Below are 18,447 nucleotides of genomic sequence, written 5' to 3'. Positions count from 1 at the left end.
CAGTTGTGGCAACGATCCTGAAGCACGCCGTACCGGGGGCGGAGGTCACCACCTCTCTCGACCAGGTGCGCGAGACCGTGGCGGGCGTCATCGCGGACGTCCGCGAGCGCGGCGACGCGGCCGTGCGCGCGTACTCCGAGAAGTTCGACCGGTGGAGCCCCGACTCCTTCCGGCTCTCCGCCGAGGAGATCGAGAAGATCGTCGCCTCGGTCCCGCGGCAGGTCATCGACGACATCCGCTTCGTCCACGACCAGGTGCGCTCCTTCGCCCGCCACCAGCTCGACTCGATGGGCGAGTTCGAGGTGGAGACCCTGCCGGGCGTCAGGCTCGGGCAGAAGCACATCCCGGTGCGGGCGGCAGGCGCGTACATCCCCGGTGGCCGTTACCCGCTCACCGCGTCCGCGCACATGACCATCGTCACGGCGAAGGTCGCGGGCGTGCCGCGGGTCGTCGCCTGTACGCCCCCGATCCACGGCGAGATCCCCGCGGCCACCGTCGCCGCCGCGCATCTCGCGGGCGCGGACGAGATCTGGCTGCTGGGCGGGGTGCAGGCCGTCGCCGCGATGGCCGTCGGCACGGACACGATGGAGCCGGTGAACCTGATCGCCGGGCCGGGCAACGCCTATGTCGCCGAGGCCAAGCGGCAGCTGTTCGGCGAGATCGGCATCGACCTCTTCGCGGGCCCGACGGAGATCCTGGTCCTCGCCGACAGCGCCGCCGACCCCTTCGTGTGCGCCGTCGACCTGCTCTCCCAGGCCGAGCACGGACCCGACTCCCCGGCCGTTCTGATCACCACCTCCCGCGAGGTCGCCGAGAAGACCGTCGCCGAGGTCGAGCGACTCCTCCCCGGCATGCCCACGCGCGACTTCGCCGGGCCCGCCTGGCGCGACCACGGGCAGGTGCACGTCGTGGACTCCCTCGACGAGCTGTACACGCTCGCCGACGCGTTCGCCTTCGAGCACGTCGAGGTCCTGACCGCCGAGCCGCGCGAGGCCCTGCGCAGGATGACGCAGTACGGCGCGCTCTTCCTGGGCGAGGGCACCTGTGTGTCCTTCGGCGACAAGGTCATCGGCACGAACCATGTGCTGCCGACCCGGGGTGCCGCCCGCTACACCGGCGGCCTGTGGGTCGGGAAGTACCTCAAGACGGTCACCTACCAGGAGGTCACGGACTCCGGCTCGGGGGCCCTGCTCGGCCGGCTGTGCGGGCGCGCCTCCCGCGTCGAGCTGTTCGAGGGGCACGCCCGCTCCGGTGACGTACGGGCGGCGAAGGCGGCGGGCGACGAACTGCCGTGGAACGAGGCATGACCCTCCACGGACGTACGGCGCTGATCACGGGCGGCGGCGGACCGCTGGGGCGGGCCTTCGCGCTCGCCCTGGCGGGAGCCGGGGCACGGGTGATCCTCGTCGGCCGCGGCGAGCGGGCTCTCGCCGACGCCGCGGCGCTGGTGGCCAAGGAGGGCGGAGGGGCCCGAACGGCGGCGTGTGACGTCCGCGACCCGGAGTCGGTGCGCGCCCTGGCCCTGGAACTCGCCGACGAGGAGGTGTCGTTGCTCGTCAACAACGCCGGAGTCGCGGGACCGGTACGGCCGCTCACCGACATGGAACCCGAGGAGTGGGACGAGGTGTTCGCCGTCAACGTCCGCGGGGCGTACCTGATGTGCCGGGCCTTCCTGCCGCCCATGATCGCGGTCGGCGGCGGTGACATCGTCAACATCGCCTCCGTGAGCGGGAAGCGGCCGCTGCTGAACCGCACCCCGTACACCGCCTCCAAGATGGCGCTCCTCGGTCTGACCCGGACGCTGGCGGGCGAGGTCGGGCCGCATGGCGTCGCGGTCAACTCCCTTTCCCCCGGGCCGGTTCGGGGCCCGCGCATGGCCCGCAACTTCCGGCTGACGGCCGAGCTGACCGGGACGAGCGTCGAGGCCGCCGAGCGGGACTTCGCCTCGCGCGCCGCCCTGGGCCGGCTCGTGGAGGAGGACGAGGTCGCCCGGGCGCTGGTGGCGATGCTCGCGATGCCGGGGCTGTGCGGGGCGGACATCGACCTGTCGGCCGGGATGGTCGCACCGGCGTAGTCCCGGGCGCGGCGAGCACGGTCCGGCGGACGGTCCCAGGTCGTCCGCCGCACCGGCATGCGGTCCCCGCCGACCCGTCTGTGAACACACTGTGTGACCGCCATGAAGCGGGCCGCGCGATCCGAGACATCGCCCTCCGGTATGTGTCCACAAGGTGGCTACTCCCTTGTACACAGGGCTGATTGACTTTCTCACGCGCACCTTTGGTGCCTCCGCCCGAGCTGTCGCCCCCATGAGTCCGACGGTCGGCCGGTCACGCTGCGCGACGGCGCACTCGATCTCTGGGAAGGCATGCAATGACGCTGATCACCCGACGTTCGTTCCTGATCGCCGGTACGGCCACGGCCGGAGCCGTGCTCGCTTCGGCGGCCCCCGCCCTGGCCGCGGGACCCACGGCGAAGACGACCAGGGCGGACAAGATCTCCGTGGGGGCCGGCGAGACGTACGCGCTCTCGGCGACCACGCGCGTGAGCGAGCTGTCCATAGCCGAAGGCGGAAAGGTCACCGCGCCCGACGGGTACAGCGTCACCCTCACCGTCGACGGGGTCGAGACCGGACAGCTCCTCACCGAGACGGGCGGAACCGAGACGCTGATCTCCGCCGGCACCTACCAGGGCGACATCGTGCTCACGGTGGCGGAGGCCAACGCGGTCACGTACCAGACCCTCACCTTCCCCTTCCGGCAGGCCCTTTACGTGGGCGCCGACGGCGTGGACCGCGCCAGGTCCGTCCTGTCCGGCGTCGTCGGCGGCACGCTCACCGACACCCTCGCCCGCAACGTCGCGATCACCTCCACCGGCGAGTGCTTCGACGGTGTCTTCGTGAAGAACGGCACCTACACGCTCAAGAGCCCCGCCATCTCCCTCACGGGCAACGGGCGTTGCGACTTCGCGGGATACGGCGCCGCGGTCGTCGGTACCGGTTCCGCCACGACACTCGTCGTGGACGGCGCCAGGATCACCAACAAGGGCGTGGTCCGCACGACGGTCGTCGCGGACGACGGCGCCAACGTCATCGTGAAGAACTCCCGCCTGCGGGCCCGCAACGGCACGCTTCCCGCCGACTACCAGGCGACCGTGGAGACCCCGTACATGGAGTCCGTGCCGTGGATGCTGGGCCTCGACGGCAATGTCCGCGCCACCAACCTCATCGGCGCCGGCACCAAGGCGACGTACATCAACTCGACCGTGCAGTCGGAGACCTGGGGAGCCCTGTCGGTGGAGGGCGGCAGCGGGCTCCAGCTGACGGCGATCAACAGCAGCGTCGGCAACACGGGAACGTACGGCTACGGCACCTACGCCATCGGGGACGCCACCGTCCGCGTGCTCGGCTCGCAGTTCGACGTCGGCAGCTACGCCACCATCTGCGCGGGCCCGGCCGCCTCGATCCACTACGGCGACAGCACCCGGGAAGCCGTCGCGGCGCTCAACTCCTCGCTCGGTCTCGGCCTGACCAAGGCCGAACTGGCGGCTGTCCCGGCGCGGATCACGGTCGTCAACTCGGGCCATTTCGGCTTCATGTTCTTCGGCCCCGGCACCCTGAAGCTGGACGGCGGCACGGTCATCACCTCCGCGCAGACCACCTTCCTCAACAAGGGCCAGCAGACCTCGATCACGGTGGACGGTTCGCAGGGCGCGCAGCTCAACCCCGGCAACGGGATCATCCTGCAGATGATCGATAGCGACGACCCGGGCCCGGTGAACGTCGACGGCAAGATGATGAACGTCGGCGTCTACACCGAACCCACGGGCGACCCCGCCAAGGACACCTCCTTCGACCCGACCTCGGTCCACACGGCCGACGGCGCCGCCACCTTCACCTCCATCGCGCTGGCGGGCGACTTCTACAACGGCATGCGCGCGGGCAGGAACATGGTCCTCACCTTCGAGGACTCGACCGTGCAGGGCGTCATCTCGGCCACGGAGGCCAAGCACCGCGTCGACACGATCGACTCCTCGAACTTCTACGAGCTGGGCCAGGTCACCAACACCGTCAAGGCCGCCGTCAACAACGGCGTGATCGTCCAGCTGAGCAGCGGCTCGACCTGGACCGTGACCGGCACCTCCCACCTGACCAGGCTGACGCTCGCCGCCGACGCGGCGGTGCGGGCGGCGAGCGGCAAGTCAGTGACCATGACGGTCGACGGCACGCAGACGGCCATCGAGGCAGGAGGCGCCTACTCCGGCGCGATCGTCCTCACGGTCGGCTGAGCCACTGGGGGCGTCCGACGCCGGTGCCCGGCGGGCGACGGCCGACGCATATCCTCTCCCGCATGGTTGATCACCTTACGGTCGATGGGGGCGGGGTCCGGCTCGTCTGCCAGGTGTGGGGGCAGGAGTCCGCTCCGCCCCTCGTCCTGTTGCACGCGCTCGGCGAGAACAGCACCGACTGGGCCGAGGTCATGCCCGCCCTCGCCCGCGGACGACGGGTGTACGCTCTCGATCTGCGCGGCCACGGGCGGAGCGACTGGCCGGGGGAGTACTCGCTCGAACTCATGCGTGCCGACGTGCTCCGGTTCCTCGACGTCCTGGGACTCGGCACGGTGGACCTGATCGGACACTCCATGGGCGGTGTCGTGGCCTACCTGCTCGCGCAGGAGCGACCGGAGCGGGTGAGCCGGCTCGTCCTGGAGGACGTGCCGGTTCCGCGGCCCCGCGAGAGGACCACCCCGACCAGGCCGGACGGCGAGCTCACCTTCGACTGGGACATGGTGGTGGCCGTCAGAAGGCAGATCGACACGCCAGACCCGGCCTGGCTCGAGGGGCTGAGCAGGATCACCGCCGACACCCTGGTACTGGCCGGCGGACCCGCCAGCCATGTGCCGCAGGACGGGATCGCCGAACTCGCCCGCCGCGTCCCCGGCGGGCGAGTCGTCACGATCCCCGTCGGACACCTCATCCACAGCGCGGCGCCTCAGCGGTTCACGGAGGCGGTGTGCGCGTTCCTGGACGAGGGCAGGGACGGCGACTAGCGGTCGGGGCCCAGATCGAAGACGCCGTAGGCGAAGCCTTCGGCGGTGATCGTGGAGCCGTTCACCGTGACCCCGTCGGCCTCCAGGGGCACCCCGATGCGGGCACCGTCGAAGGCGCAACTCGCCTCGCGCTCCCGTGGGTTGATGACCACGAGGTACCTTCCGCCGCGCAGGTACACGAACGGATGGCCGGCGTGCAGCACCTCCACCGAGCCCCGGGAGCCGAGCTGCGGGGTGTGGGTGCGCAGGGTGATGAGGCGGCGTACGAGGTGGAGGAGCGAGGCCTCGTCGGCGCGCTGGGCGGCGACGGTCGGGCGGGTGGGCGACGGGTCGACGGGGAGGTAGAGGCGGTCCGGCGCGGCGGTGGAGAAACCGGCGTTCGGGCCCTCGTCCCACTGCATCGGGGTGCGGGAGCCCGCGCGGTTGTAGCGAGGGCCGAGGACGCTGCCCTCCTGGTCGGGCAGGCCCGGAAGGTAGCGCATGCCGATCTCGTCGCCGTAGTAGATCGCCGGGAGCGTCGGCCAGGTGAGCTGGAACGCGAAGGCGGCGGGCAGCTGCTCGGGTGTGCGCGGGCCGCAGTTGAGGCGGGAGAAGTCGTGGTTGGCGGTGGGCAGGGAGATGAAACCGCTCGCGCCGAGCGCGGTGGACGCCTTCTCCCAGGCTTCGAGGAAGGGGCGCGGCGAACCCCGGCCGCTCCGGTCGAAGAAGCAGTCGAGCGGGTCCCAGCTCTCGTTGACCGTCCCCTCGCCGTTGCTCCACAGCGAGCGCAGGGCGAGGCCGTCGGTGGGGCCGCCGAACTGGAGGAAGAAGTCCGCGTGGAAGCCCGCGGGGACGGACACCTCCGGCTCGCCCCACTCCGAGAGCAGCACCGCGTCCGGATGCGCGCCGTCCAGCCAGTGGCGCAACTCGGCCCAGACCTTGGCGGTTTCCGTCTTGTCCGGATCGTCCTTGACGAGCGAGGCGGCCATGTCGACACGGAAGCCGGCCAGGCCGAGACCCAGCCAGTGGTCCATGATCGTGCGCAGCGCCGCCCGGTTGGCGCGCGGCCCCTCGGCGTCGACCGGCAGGCGCCAGGGCTCGGCCGGATTCGTCCGCGCGTAGCCGAAGTTGAGGGCGGGCTGGAAGGCGAAGAAGTTCGGCAGGTACGCGCCCGGGCGGGTGCCGGGGGAGGGGACGAAGCCGTCGGGACGGCCCTCGGCCGCCCAGATGTACCGGTCGTCGGCCGGATCGTGCGCGGCGGCCTTGAACCACGGGTGCTCGTCGGAGGTGTGCCCTGCCACGAGATCCAGCAGGACCCGGATGCCGCGCCGGCCGGCCTCGTCGACCAGCTTGGCCAGGTCGTCGACGGAGCCGTAACGCGGCGCGACGGCCAGGTAGTCGCTGACGTCGTACCCGGCGTCGCGGAACGGTGAGACGAAGCACGGGTTCAGCCACACGGTGTTCACGCCCAGCCACGCGAGGTGGTCGAGGCGCTCGGCGATCCCGTTGAAGTCGCCGATGCCGTCGCCGTTCGAGTCGGCGAAGGACTGCGGATAGATCTGGTAGAAGACGGCGTCGGCCAGCCAGGCGGGGGCGGGACGGAACGAAGTCATGAACGGGACCCTAGACCGGCGCCCGGGGCGCGCGCTGCCCCTAAGCTGAGAGCGATGTTCACCCCGCAAGGTCCCACCCTCCGCGAACTGGCCACGCAGGCACTGTCCTCCGTCGAGCACGGCTATGACCTGCTCGCACCCAAGTTCGATCACACGCCGTTCCGGACTCCGGACGCGATCCTCGACGCCGTGGCCCGTGCACTGCTCCCCATCGGCCCGTTCGACCACGGTCTCGACCTGTGCTGCGGCACGGGCGCGGGCATGGAGGTGCTGAGCGGACTGTGCCGGGGTCGGGTCACCGGGGTCGACATCAGCGCGGGGATGCTGGCCGTGGGGCGGGAGCGGACGGGTACGGGGGGACTGAAGCGTACCGAAGCGGACGCGCCGGGGGTCGCGCTCCCCGGCGCCCGGACGCGCCCGCGGCCCGGCGCGCGAGCGGGGGCGAGCCCCGGATCGTACGAGGGCGCGGACCAGGGGATGCCGCCGCGCCTCGCGTGGGTACGGGGTGACGCGCGTGCCCTGCCCTTCGGCCCCGTCTTCGACCTCGTGGTCAGCTTCGGCGCGTTCGGGCACTTTCTGCCGCGCGAGCTGCCGGGTCTGTTCGCCCAGGTCCACTCCGCACTGCGACCGGGCGGGCGCTTCGCGTTCCCCGTCACGGCCCCGCCGCGCCCGAGTTCGCCCTGGTACTGGGCCCTGTTGGGCTTCGACACGGCGATGCGGGTGCGCAACGCCGTCTGGCGGCCACCGTTCGTCATGTACTACCGGGCGTTCCGGCTCGGCGACGTACAGCGGGAGCTGAGGCGGGCGGGGTTCGAGGTGGAGCTCCTGGCGCTGCCCGAGTTCGGGTGGCGGCGTGACGGCAGCCCGCGCTGCCGGATGGTCGTGGCCACCCGAAGCGGCGGTGCCTCCGCCGCCGCTTCGGACGCCGCCTCCGGTTCCGGCTGACCCGCGCTGTCGCGGGAGGTCAGGCGAAGCGGCGGACGAACTCCAGCGCGGTGTCGGCGACCTCCTGCCAGCCGTGGTCGATGGTCAGCGCGTGTCCACGGCCCGGGATCTCGGTGATCTCGGTGACGCCCGGGTTGTGCTGCTGCTTCTTGTACGAGGCGTTCGCGATCGCCCACGGCACGGTGTGGTCCTTCTCGCCCGAGATGATCAGCAGCGGGCCGCGGTCGGGGTTCTCCGTGTCGACCTTGACCTCGGTCCACGGGTTGAAGTTCGCGGTGGCGGCCTGGAAGAGCGGGGCGCCCGGCGCGGGTACGGCGAACGTGTCGTACAGCTCCTTGGCCTCCTCCTCGCTCACCGCGTTGGCGAAGCCGTAGCGGAACTGGTCGAAGGTGAGCGGGACGGCCCGGTGCCGGTTGGCCGGGTTGCCCAGGACCGGGGCGGCGGAGCGCAGCGACGAGACCGGCAGCGGCAGCACACCCCGGAACGGTGCCGGGTCGATCGCCACCGAGACGGCGGACCGGCCCCGGCCGGCGAGGATCTGGGTGAGCAGCCCACCGAAGGAGTGGCCGATGACCGCCGGTTTCTTCTCCAGGCCGCCGATCAGCGTCTCGAGATGGTCGGCGACCTGCCCGACCGTCTTGCCGGCGAGGACCTCCGGGTGGGCGTTGGCCTCCTCGACCGTGTCGGGGTCGTCGGGCCAGGACAGGGAGACCGGCGCGTAGCCCGCCTGCTCGCAGTGCGCGGTCCAGCGGTCCCAGCTGCTCGGCAGCAGCCACAGGCCGTGGACGAAGACGACCGGGAGGCGGCCCGTGGAGTTGGCCCGCTCGATCTGCTGTGCGTCGTTGGTGGTCATGTCTCGAACGTAGTCGCGTACGGCGCTCCTGGGATCTGTCACGTGACTGCATCCCCGGACCGGTCTCACCCCGCCGCCGGCAGTACGAACTCGTAGACCAGGGCGTCCTGTTGTGCCTCCACCACCAGTTCGGTGATCTCCAGGAGCCGGTCGTACTGGTCGTGCACGCGCCGGGTGACCCGCACGGACTGCGGGAGCCGTGTGATCGCGTCCCGGTGGTGCAGGGTCAGCCCGGCCTTGCGCATCCAGTCGTAGGCCCGCCGCAGCTGCGCCGACGCGGAGCCGTCCGCGCGGTCGCGGTAGCGGGCGAGTTCCTCGACCTCGGTCACGGCGACGGCGGAGAACGAGGTGAAGGCCGTACGCAGTCCGCTGCCGTCCGCCGCGGCCGACTCGTAGCGATGCACGAGGGTCGGCCGGGCCGGCGCGAGCCCCAGTGCCTCGGCGTGCTCGGGCGGGGGAGCCTCCCAGGTGATGCTGGCGCGGTGGACGGCGCACGGCTCGGCGGTGTGCGCGCCGACGGGGAAGTCGAGCGAGGGGATGTGCTCGGCGGTGGTGCCGGGCAGGGTGGCGTGGCTGCCGCGCCGGTCGGTGGAGACGAGCCCGTCGCGCCGCAGCCGCTGCAGCGCCTGCCGCACCGTCTCGCGGCTGACGCCGAAGCGTGAGGCCAACTCCCTTTCTCCCGGCAGTCGTTCACCGGGTGGAACCGTCCCGTCGCGCAGTTCGCCGAGCAGTTGCGCGGCGATCCGCGCGTAGCGGGGCTCCTGGTCGGACGGGTGAGTGCTGGTTGGACTGGTGGTGCGGGCCATGTCCGCGCCTCCTGAGAGGTGACCGTGGTGAGCGTGCTGATCGTGGTGACAAGAAGTAGCCGTGCGGGCTCTGTGCGCCACCAGATCTAGCATTGGTCTAAACCACGAGGGAAGGGCGGTCGGCCGGTTCGGCCGGTTTCAGCCCGCACCCGCCGGGCGTCGCGGGCGCGCTCAGAGCGCGCTGTACAGGGCGTCCACGAGCGCCATCTTCCTTGGGTCGTCGGCGATGTGCGGGCCCATCCGGTTCATGACGTACCCCAGGGAGAGGCCCGACTCCGGGTCGGCGAGACCGCAGGAGCCGCCGAAGCCGTCGTGTCCGAAAGCCCTCGGGTTGGGACCGTAGGAGCCGTTGGGCCCGCTCAGCCACAGCCCGAGGCCGGTTTCCGTCTCGTGCTCGAACCCGGCGCCGAGCACCAGGTCCCGGCAGCTGCCCTGCCCCTCGCGCACCCGCTCCGCGGCCTGTGGGGAGAGCACCTGCCGGGAGCCGTACGCCCCGCGCCCGGCGAAGATCCCGTACAGCGCGGCGATCGCGCGAGCCGTGCCGTGGCCGTTGGCCGCCGGTATCTCGGCCGCCCGCCACCGGTCCGTGTTGGCCTCGGTGGCGCCGACCAGCGGATTGGCGAGGGCGGCGACCGCCGCGGGCGCCAGCTGGGCGAAGATCGCCGCCTGTTCACTGCGCGACGCGACCGGCGGATGCACCAGCTCGGCCACCCGCTCGGCCTCCTTCTCCGGCAGCCCGATGGTGAAGTCGATCCCGAGCGGCCCGGTCACCTCCCGCTCCAGGAACGCCCCCGGCCGCAGCCCGGAGACCCGCCGCACCACCTCTCCCACCAGATGGCCGAAGGTGAGCGCGTGGTACCCGGACCGGGTCCCCGGCTCCCACCACGGCTCCTGCGCCGCCAGCCGCTCCACGGTCAGCTCCCAGTCGTACAGCTGGGCCAGGTCGTGCGGCTCGCGCAGCCCGGCCAGCCCCGCGCGGTGCGACAGCAGATGCCGTACGAGCACGGACTCCTTGCCCGCCGCCGCGAACTCCGGCCAGTACGCGGCCACCGGGGCGTCGAAGTCGAGCAGCCCGCGATCGGCCAGGATGTGCGCGCACAGCGAGGTCGGGCCCTTGGACGTCGACCAGACGTTGACCAGCGTCTCGCGCTCCCAGGGCCGGGTGCGCGCCGCGTCCGCCCAGCCGCCCCACAGGTCGACCACCGTCTCGCCGTCGAGCGTGACGGTCACGGCCGCGCCGAGCTCGTCGCGATCCCGGAAGTTCTCCTCGAACGCGGTGCGCACCGCCGCGAAGCGGGCGTCGCAGTGGCCGTGAACGCGCGGCGGCGCGGGCTGTGTCATGGGACCTCCGTCATCCATCGGGACTCCGGACCCGAACGTACCGACTGGTCGGACTGGAGGGAAGCGGTGTGACGGCATCCGTCTTGCGCACGTGTCGTCGTCGCCCGTCGTCCTTCACCGCGGGATCTTCCGGATGTCACCCAACACCCCTACGCTGCACGTCGGTTGACCACCGAGACGCAGGAGGCAGGGGAGCATGTACAGACATGTGAGGGTGTTGACGCGCACCGGGATCGCGGTGGCGATGGCGGGAGCCCTCGCTCTGACCACGGCCCCCGGCGCCACCGCCGCGGACCTCTCGTACTCCGCCAGCACCTCGGTCGGGGTCCACAACTCCTACGACAAGGCCAAGTACACCTACTTCGCCGACGCGCTGGACTCCGGCGCCGGAATGCTCGAACTCGACGTGTGGACCAATGTGTTCGGCGCCTCCTGGCGCGTCTCGCACAGCAATCCGATCGGCAACGACAACAACTGCGAGAACGCGGCGAACGCCTCCGAACTGCGCACCAAGTCCCGCAACCGCGACCTCGCCGGCTGTCTCTCCGACATCAAGGCCTGGCACGACGCGCACCCGGGCCACCGGCCGATCCAGCTGAAGATCGAGATGAAGGACGGCTTCCAGGCCAACAACGGCCGCGGACCCGCCCAGCTGGACGCCCTGCTCACCGCGAAGCTCGGCGACGCCCTGCTGCGCCCCGCCGACATCGTCGGCTCCCACGCCGACCTCGACTCGGCGGTACGCGCCGACGGCTGGCCCGCCCGCTCGGCCCTCGCCGGCAAGTTCATGGTGGAGCTGATCCCCGGGACCGTCGAGGAGGGCAACCCCCTCGACTCGCTCTGGACCGACCGCGAGTACGCCACCCACCTCCGCGACCTCGCCGCGGCCGGGCGGCTGCGCGAGGCGGCCGCCTTCCCCGCCGTCCACAACGCGGCCACGGGCGACCCGCGCACCCGCTACACGGACCCGACCATCCGCCCCTGGTTCGTGATCTTCGACGGCGACGCCGCCACCTACGCGAACGGCACCATCGACACCGCCTGGTACGACGACCGCCACTACCTCGTCGTCATGACCGACGGCCAGAACGTGCCCCCGGCCATCGACGCCACCAACCCCACCCAGGCCCAGGCCCTGGACCGCGTCGCCCTCCTCGCCCGGCAGCACGCCAGCGTGGTCTCGGCCGACTGGTACCCCCTGCCCGCGGTCCTGTCGACGGTCGTACCGCGCGGAACGGCGGGCTGAGCGCCGGCCGTCACCACTCCACGGCCGCGTCAGAGGTGCGCGGGCAGCCAGGCCAGCTTGGCCGCTTCCTGGTAGGGGCCGCCGCCCTCGTGGTCGTTGAAGTCGTAGACCTCGATCTTCTTGTCCTCGTGGTCCCAGGCGTTGAAGGCCGCGAAGATCGTGGAGGGCGGGCAGGTCTGGTCCTCCAGCGCGACCGAGAAGAGGGCCGGCGCCCGCCCGCGCGCCGCGAAGTGCACCCCGTCGAAGTAGGACAGCGTGCGCAGGACGTCCTCGGTGCGGCCGCGGTGGGTCTTGAGATAGTTGCCGATCTCCCGGTACGGGTGCCGGTCCGTCAGCGTCGTCGCACGCGGGTAGTCGCACAGGAACGGCACGTCGGGCGCGATCGCGGCCAGGTCGGGGACCAGACCGCCCACCGCGATCGTGATCCCGCCGCCCTGACTCCCGCCGACGGCCGCCACGCGCTCCGCGTCCACCAGCGGATGCGAGCGGGCCGCCTCCACCGCGCGCACACCGTCGGTGAACACCCGGCGGTAGTAGTAGTTCTCGGGGGCGTCGATGCCACGGGTCATGTAACCGGGGTACGCGGGTGCGCTGCCCACCGGGTCCGGGGTCTCGCCGCCGCCCCACGCGCTGCCCTGACCACGGGTGTCCATCACGAAGTGCGCGAAGCCCGCCGAGGCCCACAACAGATGCGTGTGCGAGAGGCCGCGACCGCCGCCGTAGCCGACGAACTCGACGACCGTGGGCAGGGCGGAGTTCGCCCAGGCGGGCAGCGTGAGCCAGCCCTTGACCGGGTGCCCGCCGAACCCGGCGAACGTCACGTCGTACACCTTGACCGTCTTGAGGGGCGTCTCGACGGGTTCGAAGCGGGCGTCGAGGTCGTGCCCCCGCGTCTCTTGCAGGGTCTTGGCCCAGAAGGTGTCGAAGTCCTCGGGCTCGGCGGACGCGCTGCGGTATTCGCGAAGCTCGTCGAGGGGGAGGTCGAACTGGGCCATGAAGGACCACCTTTTGACGTCACGGGTGCGGATGATCACACCGTACGTGTGACGCCGTAGGGCCGCCAGACCTCCCTGCGGTCAGTCACCGGGTCCGAGGGCCAGGGCCACGGACCACCCGCAGTCACGTCGCCCGGCCCGCTCGTCCTCACTCTTGCGCGACCAGCGGTTGGCGTTCACGGCGACCTCCTTCGCGCCGCCCCGACACGGCGTCGGGCGGGCGAGCGCCACGCTAGGAAGCGCCGTCCCGCCCCGCCACGTCACGCGTGCACAGTCGGGCGGCCGGACGCGCCGCCGGGGCGGACGGGAGCCGTTCCGGTGCACAAGAGGGCAGGCGCGCCCCCCACCGGTGCACAGTCCGGCGCCGGTGCGGGGCGGGTTCAGGCGGCCGGCAGGGAGGGGCGGCCGGTGCCCGCGTGCAGCGCGAACGCCAGCGGGCGTACGCCGCTGAGCGCCTGCTCGTGCTCGTTTCCGTCGAGCGAGTCCGTCTCGTCCGGGCCCACCGGCAGATGGCGCTGGATCAGCGGCGCGGCGGCCCGCAGATGACTGCGGACCGTCACCGGTGCCACGTCGAGCGCGGCGGCCGTCCGCCCGGTGTGCGTGTCGTTCTCCAGCCAGACCCGGAGCGTGCGCAGCAGATCGCGGCGGTCGGCCCGCAGCGGCTCGAGGAACGAGTCGGCCCAGGCGCGGACCTCCGGAGCGGACACCATCGCGGTGAAGTCCGCCGCCGGGTCGGCCGAGTGCGCGTCATGACCGTACTTCACGACTACCTGGAGCGCCGTGGAGACCACCACCCGGTTCAGGACCTGGCCGCGGTCGAGGCCGAGCAGACCGAAGCCCTTGCTGATGCGGTGCGTCACCGTGTTGCGGTGGATGCCGAGCAGTCGGCCGACGGCCGTGTGCGGGAACTCGAGCCCCAACTCCAGTGTCCGTACCAGCTGTTCGCGCTGCCCGGCCGGCAGGGTGAGCACCGGGCGCAGCAGTGTGCCGGCCCACCGTCGGGCCGTGTCCGGCGGCAGGACGTCCATCAGGTCGGCACGCTGTTCGGCGAGCGCGACCCGGCCGGCCGTCCGGCGCGCCGTCACGAGGGTGCCGGCCGCCTGCGTGTACGCGTCCGCCACACTGCTCAGCGCGTACACCCGGCTGCCGCCCATGCAGTGCCCGGGCAGCGCGGCGACGACCCCCTCCAGCGTGTGCCACACACCGCCCGGAGCGTCCTCGTCCGGCTGGAGCGGATCGACCACGATCAGGTGATTGAACACCGGGCACCGCGCCAGCAGCGCGCGTCCGGCGAGCGCGTCCTCCGCCTGCCGGAGCGCCACCTCGCGGTCCTCCCGCGCGCAGTCGATCACATGGACACGCACCGACTCGGTCGCCAGCAGCCCCGGTGCGAGGCCGGCCAGCACGCGCTGGGCCGCCACCTCCTCACCCACCATGAGCAGTTGCAGGACGCTCAGCTGCACCTCGCGCCGGGTCTCCGCCAGTTGGTCGGGCAACCGGGTCCGGTCGATGAGACCCAGCGCCTTCGCCGCGTGCCCCAGCAACTCGGTGCGCACGTCGTCGAGCGGACGGCGAGGGGTCACCGACAGGACCGCGCCGGAACCGGCGGTGCTCAGCGGGAGCGACTCCGTCCGCGCCCGGGGGAAGGCGGTGCGCGGGGACTGCCGGGTGAGGACGTCGGGCGCCGCGGCCAGTACACCGCGCAGGGGATCACTGACCACCACTTCGGCGTCCACCGCGGCTGCCAGCCAGTCCGCGATCCGCTGCATCGCGTCCGTGTCCGCATCCGGGGCCGTGTGCGCGTCGGCGAGCCGGTCCGGAAGCCGGTTCAGCAGCGCGGTGAGCTGATCGGCGTGCCATTCGGCCTGCCGGTAGCGGTACTCGCGCAGCCGAGGGATCAGTTCGTGCCAGTCGTGCAGTTCCTTCGTCGTGGTCAGCAGCGGTACGCCGAGGCGGACGGCCGAGCTGCGGATCACCACCGGAACGGACTGCGCGCCGTGCTGCCCGACCACCACCGCGAGTCCGGCGGCCCGCTGCCGCGACAACTCACGCAGCAACGGCTCGACCTCCTCGTGCACGGACGTCCGCCCGGAAGCCCAGAAGTCACCGATGACCACCAGCGCGTCCCTCACATCACCCAGCGCGCCGCCCGCGGTCGCGGCCAGGGACAGGGCGCGCACGGAATCGACCGCGCGGTCGGCCATCGGGCCCCCGTTGACGAACCGAAGACAGAAGTCGGGCTCCTCGCACAGGTTGATCAGCGTGGGCATGGCGTCCTTCCCGTGTCGATGGCGCACCGGCCGCTGTCGACACCGTAGGCGCGTCGGCCGCCGGACCGCAGTACGGGGTGCGCGAAAAAGTCGCGGGACGGGTGGCACCCCGGGCCGTCAAGCCGGGTGGTACCCCCGCCATCAAGCCGCGTGCCGTCGCCACTCGGGCCCCGTACGCGCCCACTCCCGCTCCCACTCGGCCAGTCGGCGACGCGCGGCGATCCGCCGTACGGCGAAGTGCCAGGCGAGTACGACGGTCACGACCCCCGCGGCGGTCGACACGCCCGTCGTCAGCGCGTGTTGCCAGACCGCGCCGGTGCTCACCGGCGGACCGACGTTCCGGCCGCGCGCATCGAGCCAGACGGCGACACGGTCGCCGGGCTGCCCGCCCGCCGGCACCAGGGCCTCACCGGTCCGGGGCCCCTTGCCCGGCTCGGTCCAGCGCACCTTCACCCGGAACGTGGGCAGCCTGGCACCCTGCGGCGAGGGCACCGCCGCGGGCGCGGTCTCGACGAGTACGGCGCTCACCCGCTGCCGCTCGGCCCGCTGCGTCGCCGCCCGTGCCTGTGCGCTGTCGTACCGCCACCACCCCACAGCGGCTCCGGCCAGCGGCGCACCGGCGAACAACAGCACGGCGACGGCCAGTACCGTCCACGCCTCGACGACGTCCGAGCGGCGGCGCAGCGGATTGCGGCGCCAGCGCCAACCGCGTACCCGGGTACGCATCTTCACCTCCTCGCCTTCAGGGTTCCGTTTCCGATGGGCCGAATGGACCCCGCACCGGGACGATTCGGCTCACCCGGCGTGACTGATCCGCGCCTCCTGTGGAACCCGCGAACCACTCCGCGCAGCGAACAGGAGTCACCATGACCTGTGCCCATCCAGCAGCACTCGACGCACAATGGCGCGTAACCGACCCCCGCACGAAGGACAGTTGCCCGCGGTCGCACCCCCGGGGAAGGCGGAAGCCATGAGCACCGGCACACGGACGATCACCGTGGGCATCGACGGCTCGCGACCCAGCCTGGACGCGGCCGACTGGGCCGCCCGCGAGGCGCAGCGCCGCCGGCTCCCCCTGCGGCTGCTGCACGCGGGAACCGAACCGGCCGTCTCCGGCGGCCTCTTCGGCACCGACGACATCGACTACAACGACGACATCGACGTTCCCGCCGGGCGCACCCGAGCCGCACTCGACCGGGCCGCCATCGAACTCTCCTACGCCCACCCGGCCTTGGACATCATCGCCCGCCGCACCCCGGCACCGGCCGTCCCGGCGCTGCTCGCCGCGGCCGTCGAGGCCGAGACGCTGGTCCTCGGCTCGCGCGGCCGTACGGGGAGCGCGGGATTCCCGGTCGGCTCGGTCGCCCTCGGCGTCGCGGCCCGCGCCGACCGCCCGGTCGTCCTGGTGCGCGCGGGTGAACTCCCCGAGGACGAACGGGTGTCCGTCGTCGACGGCTCACCGCCTGGTACGGCGCCCTACCTGCCGGTCGTCCTCGGACTCGATCCGGACGCCTCGGCCGACGACCTGATCGGCTACGCCTTCGACACGGCCGCCGTGCGCTCGGCGCCGCTGTACGTGGTGCACCCGTGGACCCTGCCCACCAGCACACTGCGGCTCTGGCGCCACAGGTTCCCCGGGACCACGGTCCGCGAACACCGCGTCGACGGCGATCCCGGCCCCCGTCTGCTGGAAGCGTCCGCGCGAGCCGGTCTGCTGGTCGTCGGGCGCCGCACGGGCCGGGGCCCCGGCCGCGCCGCGCGGTCGCTGATCCGGCACGCCGGCTGCCCGGTGGCGGTCGTTCCGCACGACTGACCGGGTTCGACGGGTGAGGACGTCTCGGCCGACCGGGTTCGTCGGAAGAGGACGTCTCAGCCGAAGCGTTCGATCCGAATGCGGTCCACCGGCTGCCCGGCCTCCACCAGCAGCCGCGAGGCGTGCTCCGCGAACCCGTTGGAGCCGCACACATAGGCCTCCCACCCACCGGGCGGCCGCTCGGCCAGCAGCGGCGCCAGATGCGCCGCCGCGAGCCGTCCCACGGCCATCCCCTCGGGTGCGGTGCGCGTGAAGACGGGCGTGGTCTCGGCGCCGTACTCCCGCGCGTAGATGAGCTCTTCGGGGCCACGCGCGGAGACGAGCAGCCGCAGCGGCACGTCCAGTGCGCGGGCCCGGTGGTGGCGCAGCATCGACATCAGCGGTACGACACCGGAGCCCGCGCCGACGAGCAGCGCGGGCCGGTCGCCGGGCCAGGCGAAGAACCCGCTGAGCGGACCGCGCACCTCGACCGAGTCACCGGGCTTGGCCACCGTGTGGAACCAGCCGGAGACCTCGCCGCCCTCGACGTGGTCGAGGGTGAGCTCGATGTGCCCGGTGTCGTCGGGCGGCGACGCGAGGGAGTAGTGACGCTGCGCCACGTACCCGTCCTCGGCGGTCAGCCGCAACATCAGGTGCTGCCCGGGCAGATGCCCCGTCCACTGCGGCACCGCGAACCGGAAGGTGGCGGCGCCCGGCGTCTCCCGGCGGATCTCGGTGAGCGTGGCGCTCTGCCAGGTGGCGGCGGCCCGGTTGCTCACCGCGATCCGCCCGGGCACGGCGAACCGGGTGGGCGGTACGAACGTGTCGGTCATCGTCTCAGTCACCGGAGTAGCGCTGTTCTTCCCAGGGGTTGCCGCGTGCGTGGTAGCCGTTCTGCTCCCAGAAGCCCGGCTCGTCGTGGTCGAGGAGCCTGAGGCCGGCGATCCACTTGGCGCTCTTCCAGAAGTACAGGTGCGGCACGATCAGCCGCGCCGGGCCGCCGTGTTCGCAAGGCAGCGGCTTCCCCTCGTACTCCCAGGCGATCCAGGCACGACCGCCGGTGATGTCGGCGAGCGGGAGGTTCGTCGTGTACCCGGTGTGCGAGTAGGCGACCACGTGGGTGGCGGACGCGTCCGGGCGCACGGTGTCCAGGAACGCGTCCAGGGAGACACCCCCGAAGCGCACCCCGAACTTCGACCAGCTCGTCACGCAGTGGATGTCGCCCTCGTACGCCGAGGCGGGCAGCGCGTGCGCCTGCTCCCAGCTCCAGGTACGCGGCTCGGCCACCAGCCCGTCGACCCGGAAGGTCCAGTCGGCGGGTGCCAGGTCGGGGGTGACCTCGGCGGACAGGACGGGCCAGTCGTCGCCCGCGTCGTACTGGCCGGGCGGCAGTCCGGCGTTGTCCACGCGGGGGCGCCCGGTGAAGGCTCGGGTGACGTTCATGGCGGTGGTGCCTCCAGGCCGTCGGGTGCGGCGGCCCGCGGATCGAGCGTGATCGGTGCTTACGCATTCAACCGTACGTGCCCGCGGGCCGTGCTCCGCGCCCGGGCGGGATCCCGACC

16 protein-coding genes are annotated in these 18,447 nt (G+C 72.3%); 7 read left to right on the top strand and 9 right to left on the bottom strand.

All coding sequences use genetic code 11. The annotated features are described in order from the left end of the window. Positions 1–5 precede the first annotated feature (5 nt). From hisD to ACZ69M_RS05940, 4 genes are all read left to right on the top strand, one after another. Complete coding sequence (gene hisD, locus ACZ69M_RS05955; RefSeq protein ID WP_470047017.1) at positions 6–1,307, top strand: histidinol dehydrogenase; 1,302 nt, start codon at positions 6–8, stop codon at positions 1,305–1,307. After that, positions 1,304–2,074, top strand: coding sequence for an SDR family NAD(P)-dependent oxidoreductase (locus tag ACZ69M_RS05950; RefSeq protein WP_470047015.1), 771 nt, complete (start codon positions 1,304–1,306; stop codon positions 2,072–2,074). The genes hisD and ACZ69M_RS05950 overlap by 4 nt, the downstream gene beginning before the upstream one ends. Positions 2,075–2,370: 296 nt before the next feature. Next, positions 2,371–4,284 carry a hypothetical protein gene (locus tag ACZ69M_RS05945; protein WP_470047013.1) on the top strand — a complete coding sequence of 638 codons (1,914 nt, stop codon included), beginning with the start codon at positions 2,371–2,373 and terminating at the stop codon, positions 4,282–4,284. A gap of 62 nt (positions 4,285–4,346) precedes the next feature. Beyond that, entirely contained in the window at positions 4,347–5,045 is a 699-nt protein-coding gene (locus ACZ69M_RS05940; protein ID WP_470047011.1) for an alpha/beta fold hydrolase, read from the top strand. On the opposite strand, the gene ACZ69M_RS05935 is transcribed toward ACZ69M_RS05940, so the two are convergent. Beyond that, a complete protein-coding gene (locus ACZ69M_RS05935; RefSeq protein WP_470047009.1) occupies positions 5,042–6,637 on the bottom strand; it encodes an alpha-amylase family glycosyl hydrolase in 1,596 nt (531 codons plus the stop codon). The two genes, ACZ69M_RS05940 and ACZ69M_RS05935, sit on opposite strands and share 4 nt — an antisense overlap. Before the next feature lie 54 nt (positions 6,638–6,691). On the opposite strand from ACZ69M_RS05935, the gene ACZ69M_RS05930 reads away from it, so the two are divergent. After that, positions 6,692–7,582 carry a class I SAM-dependent methyltransferase gene (locus tag ACZ69M_RS05930; protein ID WP_470047007.1) on the top strand — a complete coding sequence of 297 codons (891 nt, stop codon included), beginning with the start codon at positions 6,692–6,694 and terminating at the stop codon, positions 7,580–7,582. Positions 7,583–7,601: 19 nt separating this feature from the next. Here ACZ69M_RS05930 and ACZ69M_RS05925 read toward each other — a convergent pair whose 3' ends face one another. The 3 genes from ACZ69M_RS05925 to ACZ69M_RS05915 all read right to left on the bottom strand — a co-directional run bounded on the left by ACZ69M_RS05925 (position 7,602) and on the right by ACZ69M_RS05915 (position 10,582). Beyond that, a complete protein-coding gene (locus tag ACZ69M_RS05925) occupies positions 7,602–8,435 on the bottom strand; it encodes an alpha/beta hydrolase (protein ID WP_470047005.1) in 834 nt (277 codons plus the stop codon). A 65-nt stretch (positions 8,436–8,500) separates the two neighbouring features. Further along, the gene (locus ACZ69M_RS05920; protein WP_470047003.1) at positions 8,501–9,241 is read right to left on the bottom strand and encodes a GntR family transcriptional regulator; all 741 of its coding nucleotides are present in this window, start codon (positions 9,239–9,241) and stop codon (positions 8,501–8,503) included. Positions 9,242–9,412: 171 nt separating this feature from the next. Then, the gene (locus ACZ69M_RS05915; protein ID WP_470047001.1) at positions 9,413–10,582 is read right to left on the bottom strand and encodes a serine hydrolase domain-containing protein; all 1,170 of its coding nucleotides are present in this window, start codon (positions 10,580–10,582) and stop codon (positions 9,413–9,415) included. Between the two features lie 196 nt (positions 10,583–10,778). Here ACZ69M_RS05915 and ACZ69M_RS05910 point away from each other — a divergent pair, with 196 nt between their 5' ends. After that, positions 10,779–11,828 carry a phosphatidylinositol-specific phospholipase C domain-containing protein gene (locus ACZ69M_RS05910; RefSeq protein ID WP_470046999.1) on the top strand — a complete coding sequence of 350 codons (1,050 nt, stop codon included), beginning with the start codon at positions 10,779–10,781 and terminating at the stop codon, positions 11,826–11,828. 29 nt (positions 11,829–11,857) lie between these two features. Here the strand turns inward: ACZ69M_RS05910 and ACZ69M_RS05905 are convergent, their stop codons facing one another. From ACZ69M_RS05905 to ACZ69M_RS05895, 3 genes are all read right to left on the bottom strand, one after another. After that, the gene (locus tag ACZ69M_RS05905) at positions 11,858–12,823 is read right to left on the bottom strand and encodes an acetylxylan esterase (protein WP_470046998.1); all 966 of its coding nucleotides are present in this window, start codon (positions 12,821–12,823) and stop codon (positions 11,858–11,860) included. Between the two features lie 380 nt (positions 12,824–13,203). Next, a complete protein-coding gene (locus tag ACZ69M_RS05900; protein WP_470046997.1) occupies positions 13,204–15,093 on the bottom strand; it encodes a CdaR family protein in 1,890 nt (629 codons plus the stop codon). A 141-nt stretch (positions 15,094–15,234) separates the two neighbouring features. Continuing rightward, positions 15,235–15,819, bottom strand: a complete 585-nt coding sequence (locus ACZ69M_RS05895; RefSeq protein WP_470046995.1) for an Rv1733c family protein — start codon at positions 15,817–15,819, stop codon at positions 15,235–15,237. A 244-nt stretch (positions 15,820–16,063) separates the two neighbouring features. On the opposite strand from ACZ69M_RS05895, the gene ACZ69M_RS05890 reads away from it, so the two are divergent. Continuing rightward, a complete protein-coding gene (locus ACZ69M_RS05890; protein WP_470046993.1) occupies positions 16,064–16,906 on the top strand; it encodes a universal stress protein in 843 nt (280 codons plus the stop codon). 56 nt (positions 16,907–16,962) lie between these two features. Here the strand turns inward: ACZ69M_RS05890 and ACZ69M_RS05885 are convergent, their stop codons facing one another. Next, positions 16,963–17,718 (bottom strand): ferredoxin reductase, encoded by a 756-nt coding sequence (locus ACZ69M_RS05885; RefSeq protein WP_470046991.1) that lies wholly within the window; start codon positions 17,716–17,718, stop codon positions 16,963–16,965. A 4-nt stretch (positions 17,719–17,722) separates the two neighbouring features. Beyond that, on the bottom strand, positions 17,723–18,328 hold the full coding sequence (locus ACZ69M_RS05880; protein ID WP_470046989.1) for a sulfite oxidase-like oxidoreductase: 606 nt from the start codon (positions 18,326–18,328) through the stop codon (positions 17,723–17,725). Between the last annotated feature and the right edge of the window lie 119 nt (positions 18,329–18,447).

Source organism: Streptomyces sp. NPDC107454, from assembly GCF_055582885.1.
This window is presented reverse-complemented; position numbering and strand designations above follow the sequence as displayed.

What these genes read in the sequence shown, in the direction of transcription:
- ACZ69M_RS05950 (WP_470047015.1), top strand. Translation starts at nt 1,304, where the DNA reads ATGACCCTCCACGGACGTACGGCGCTGATCACGGGCGGCGGCGGACCG.
- ACZ69M_RS05945 (WP_470047013.1), top strand. Translation starts at nt 2,371, where the DNA reads ATGACGCTGATCACCCGACGTTCGTTCCTGATCGCCGGTACGGCCACG.
- ACZ69M_RS05940 (WP_470047011.1), top strand. Translation starts at nt 4,347, where the DNA reads ATGGTTGATCACCTTACGGTCGATGGGGGCGGGGTCCGGCTCGTCTGC.
- ACZ69M_RS05935 (WP_470047009.1), bottom strand. Translation starts at nt 6,637, where the DNA reads ATGACTTCGTTCCGTCCCGCCCCCGCCTGGCTGGCCGACGCCGTCTTC.
- ACZ69M_RS05930 (WP_470047007.1), top strand. Translation starts at nt 6,692, where the DNA reads ATGTTCACCCCGCAAGGTCCCACCCTCCGCGAACTGGCCACGCAGGCA.
- ACZ69M_RS05925 (WP_470047005.1), bottom strand. Translation starts at nt 8,435, where the DNA reads ATGACCACCAACGACGCACAGCAGATCGAGCGGGCCAACTCCACGGGC.
- ACZ69M_RS05920 (WP_470047003.1), bottom strand. Translation starts at nt 9,241, where the DNA reads ATGGCCCGCACCACCAGTCCAACCAGCACTCACCCGTCCGACCAGGAG.
- ACZ69M_RS05915 (WP_470047001.1), bottom strand. Translation starts at nt 10,582, where the DNA reads ATGACACAGCCCGCGCCGCCGCGCGTTCACGGCCACTGCGACGCCCGC.
- ACZ69M_RS05910 (WP_470046999.1), top strand. Translation starts at nt 10,779, where the DNA reads ATGTACAGACATGTGAGGGTGTTGACGCGCACCGGGATCGCGGTGGCG.
- ACZ69M_RS05905 (WP_470046998.1), bottom strand. Translation starts at nt 12,823, where the DNA reads ATGGCCCAGTTCGACCTCCCCCTCGACGAGCTTCGCGAATACCGCAGC.
- ACZ69M_RS05900 (WP_470046997.1), bottom strand. Translation starts at nt 15,093, where the DNA reads ATGCCCACGCTGATCAACCTGTGCGAGGAGCCCGACTTCTGTCTTCGG.
- ACZ69M_RS05895 (WP_470046995.1), bottom strand. Translation starts at nt 15,819, where the DNA reads ATGCGTACCCGGGTACGCGGTTGGCGCTGGCGCCGCAATCCGCTGCGC.
- ACZ69M_RS05890 (WP_470046993.1), top strand. Translation starts at nt 16,064, where the DNA reads ATGAGCACCGGCACACGGACGATCACCGTGGGCATCGACGGCTCGCGA.
- ACZ69M_RS05885 (WP_470046991.1), bottom strand. Translation starts at nt 17,718, where the DNA reads ATGACCGACACGTTCGTACCGCCCACCCGGTTCGCCGTGCCCGGGCGG.
- ACZ69M_RS05880 (WP_470046989.1), bottom strand. Translation starts at nt 18,328, where the DNA reads ATGAACGTCACCCGAGCCTTCACCGGGCGCCCCCGCGTGGACAACGCC.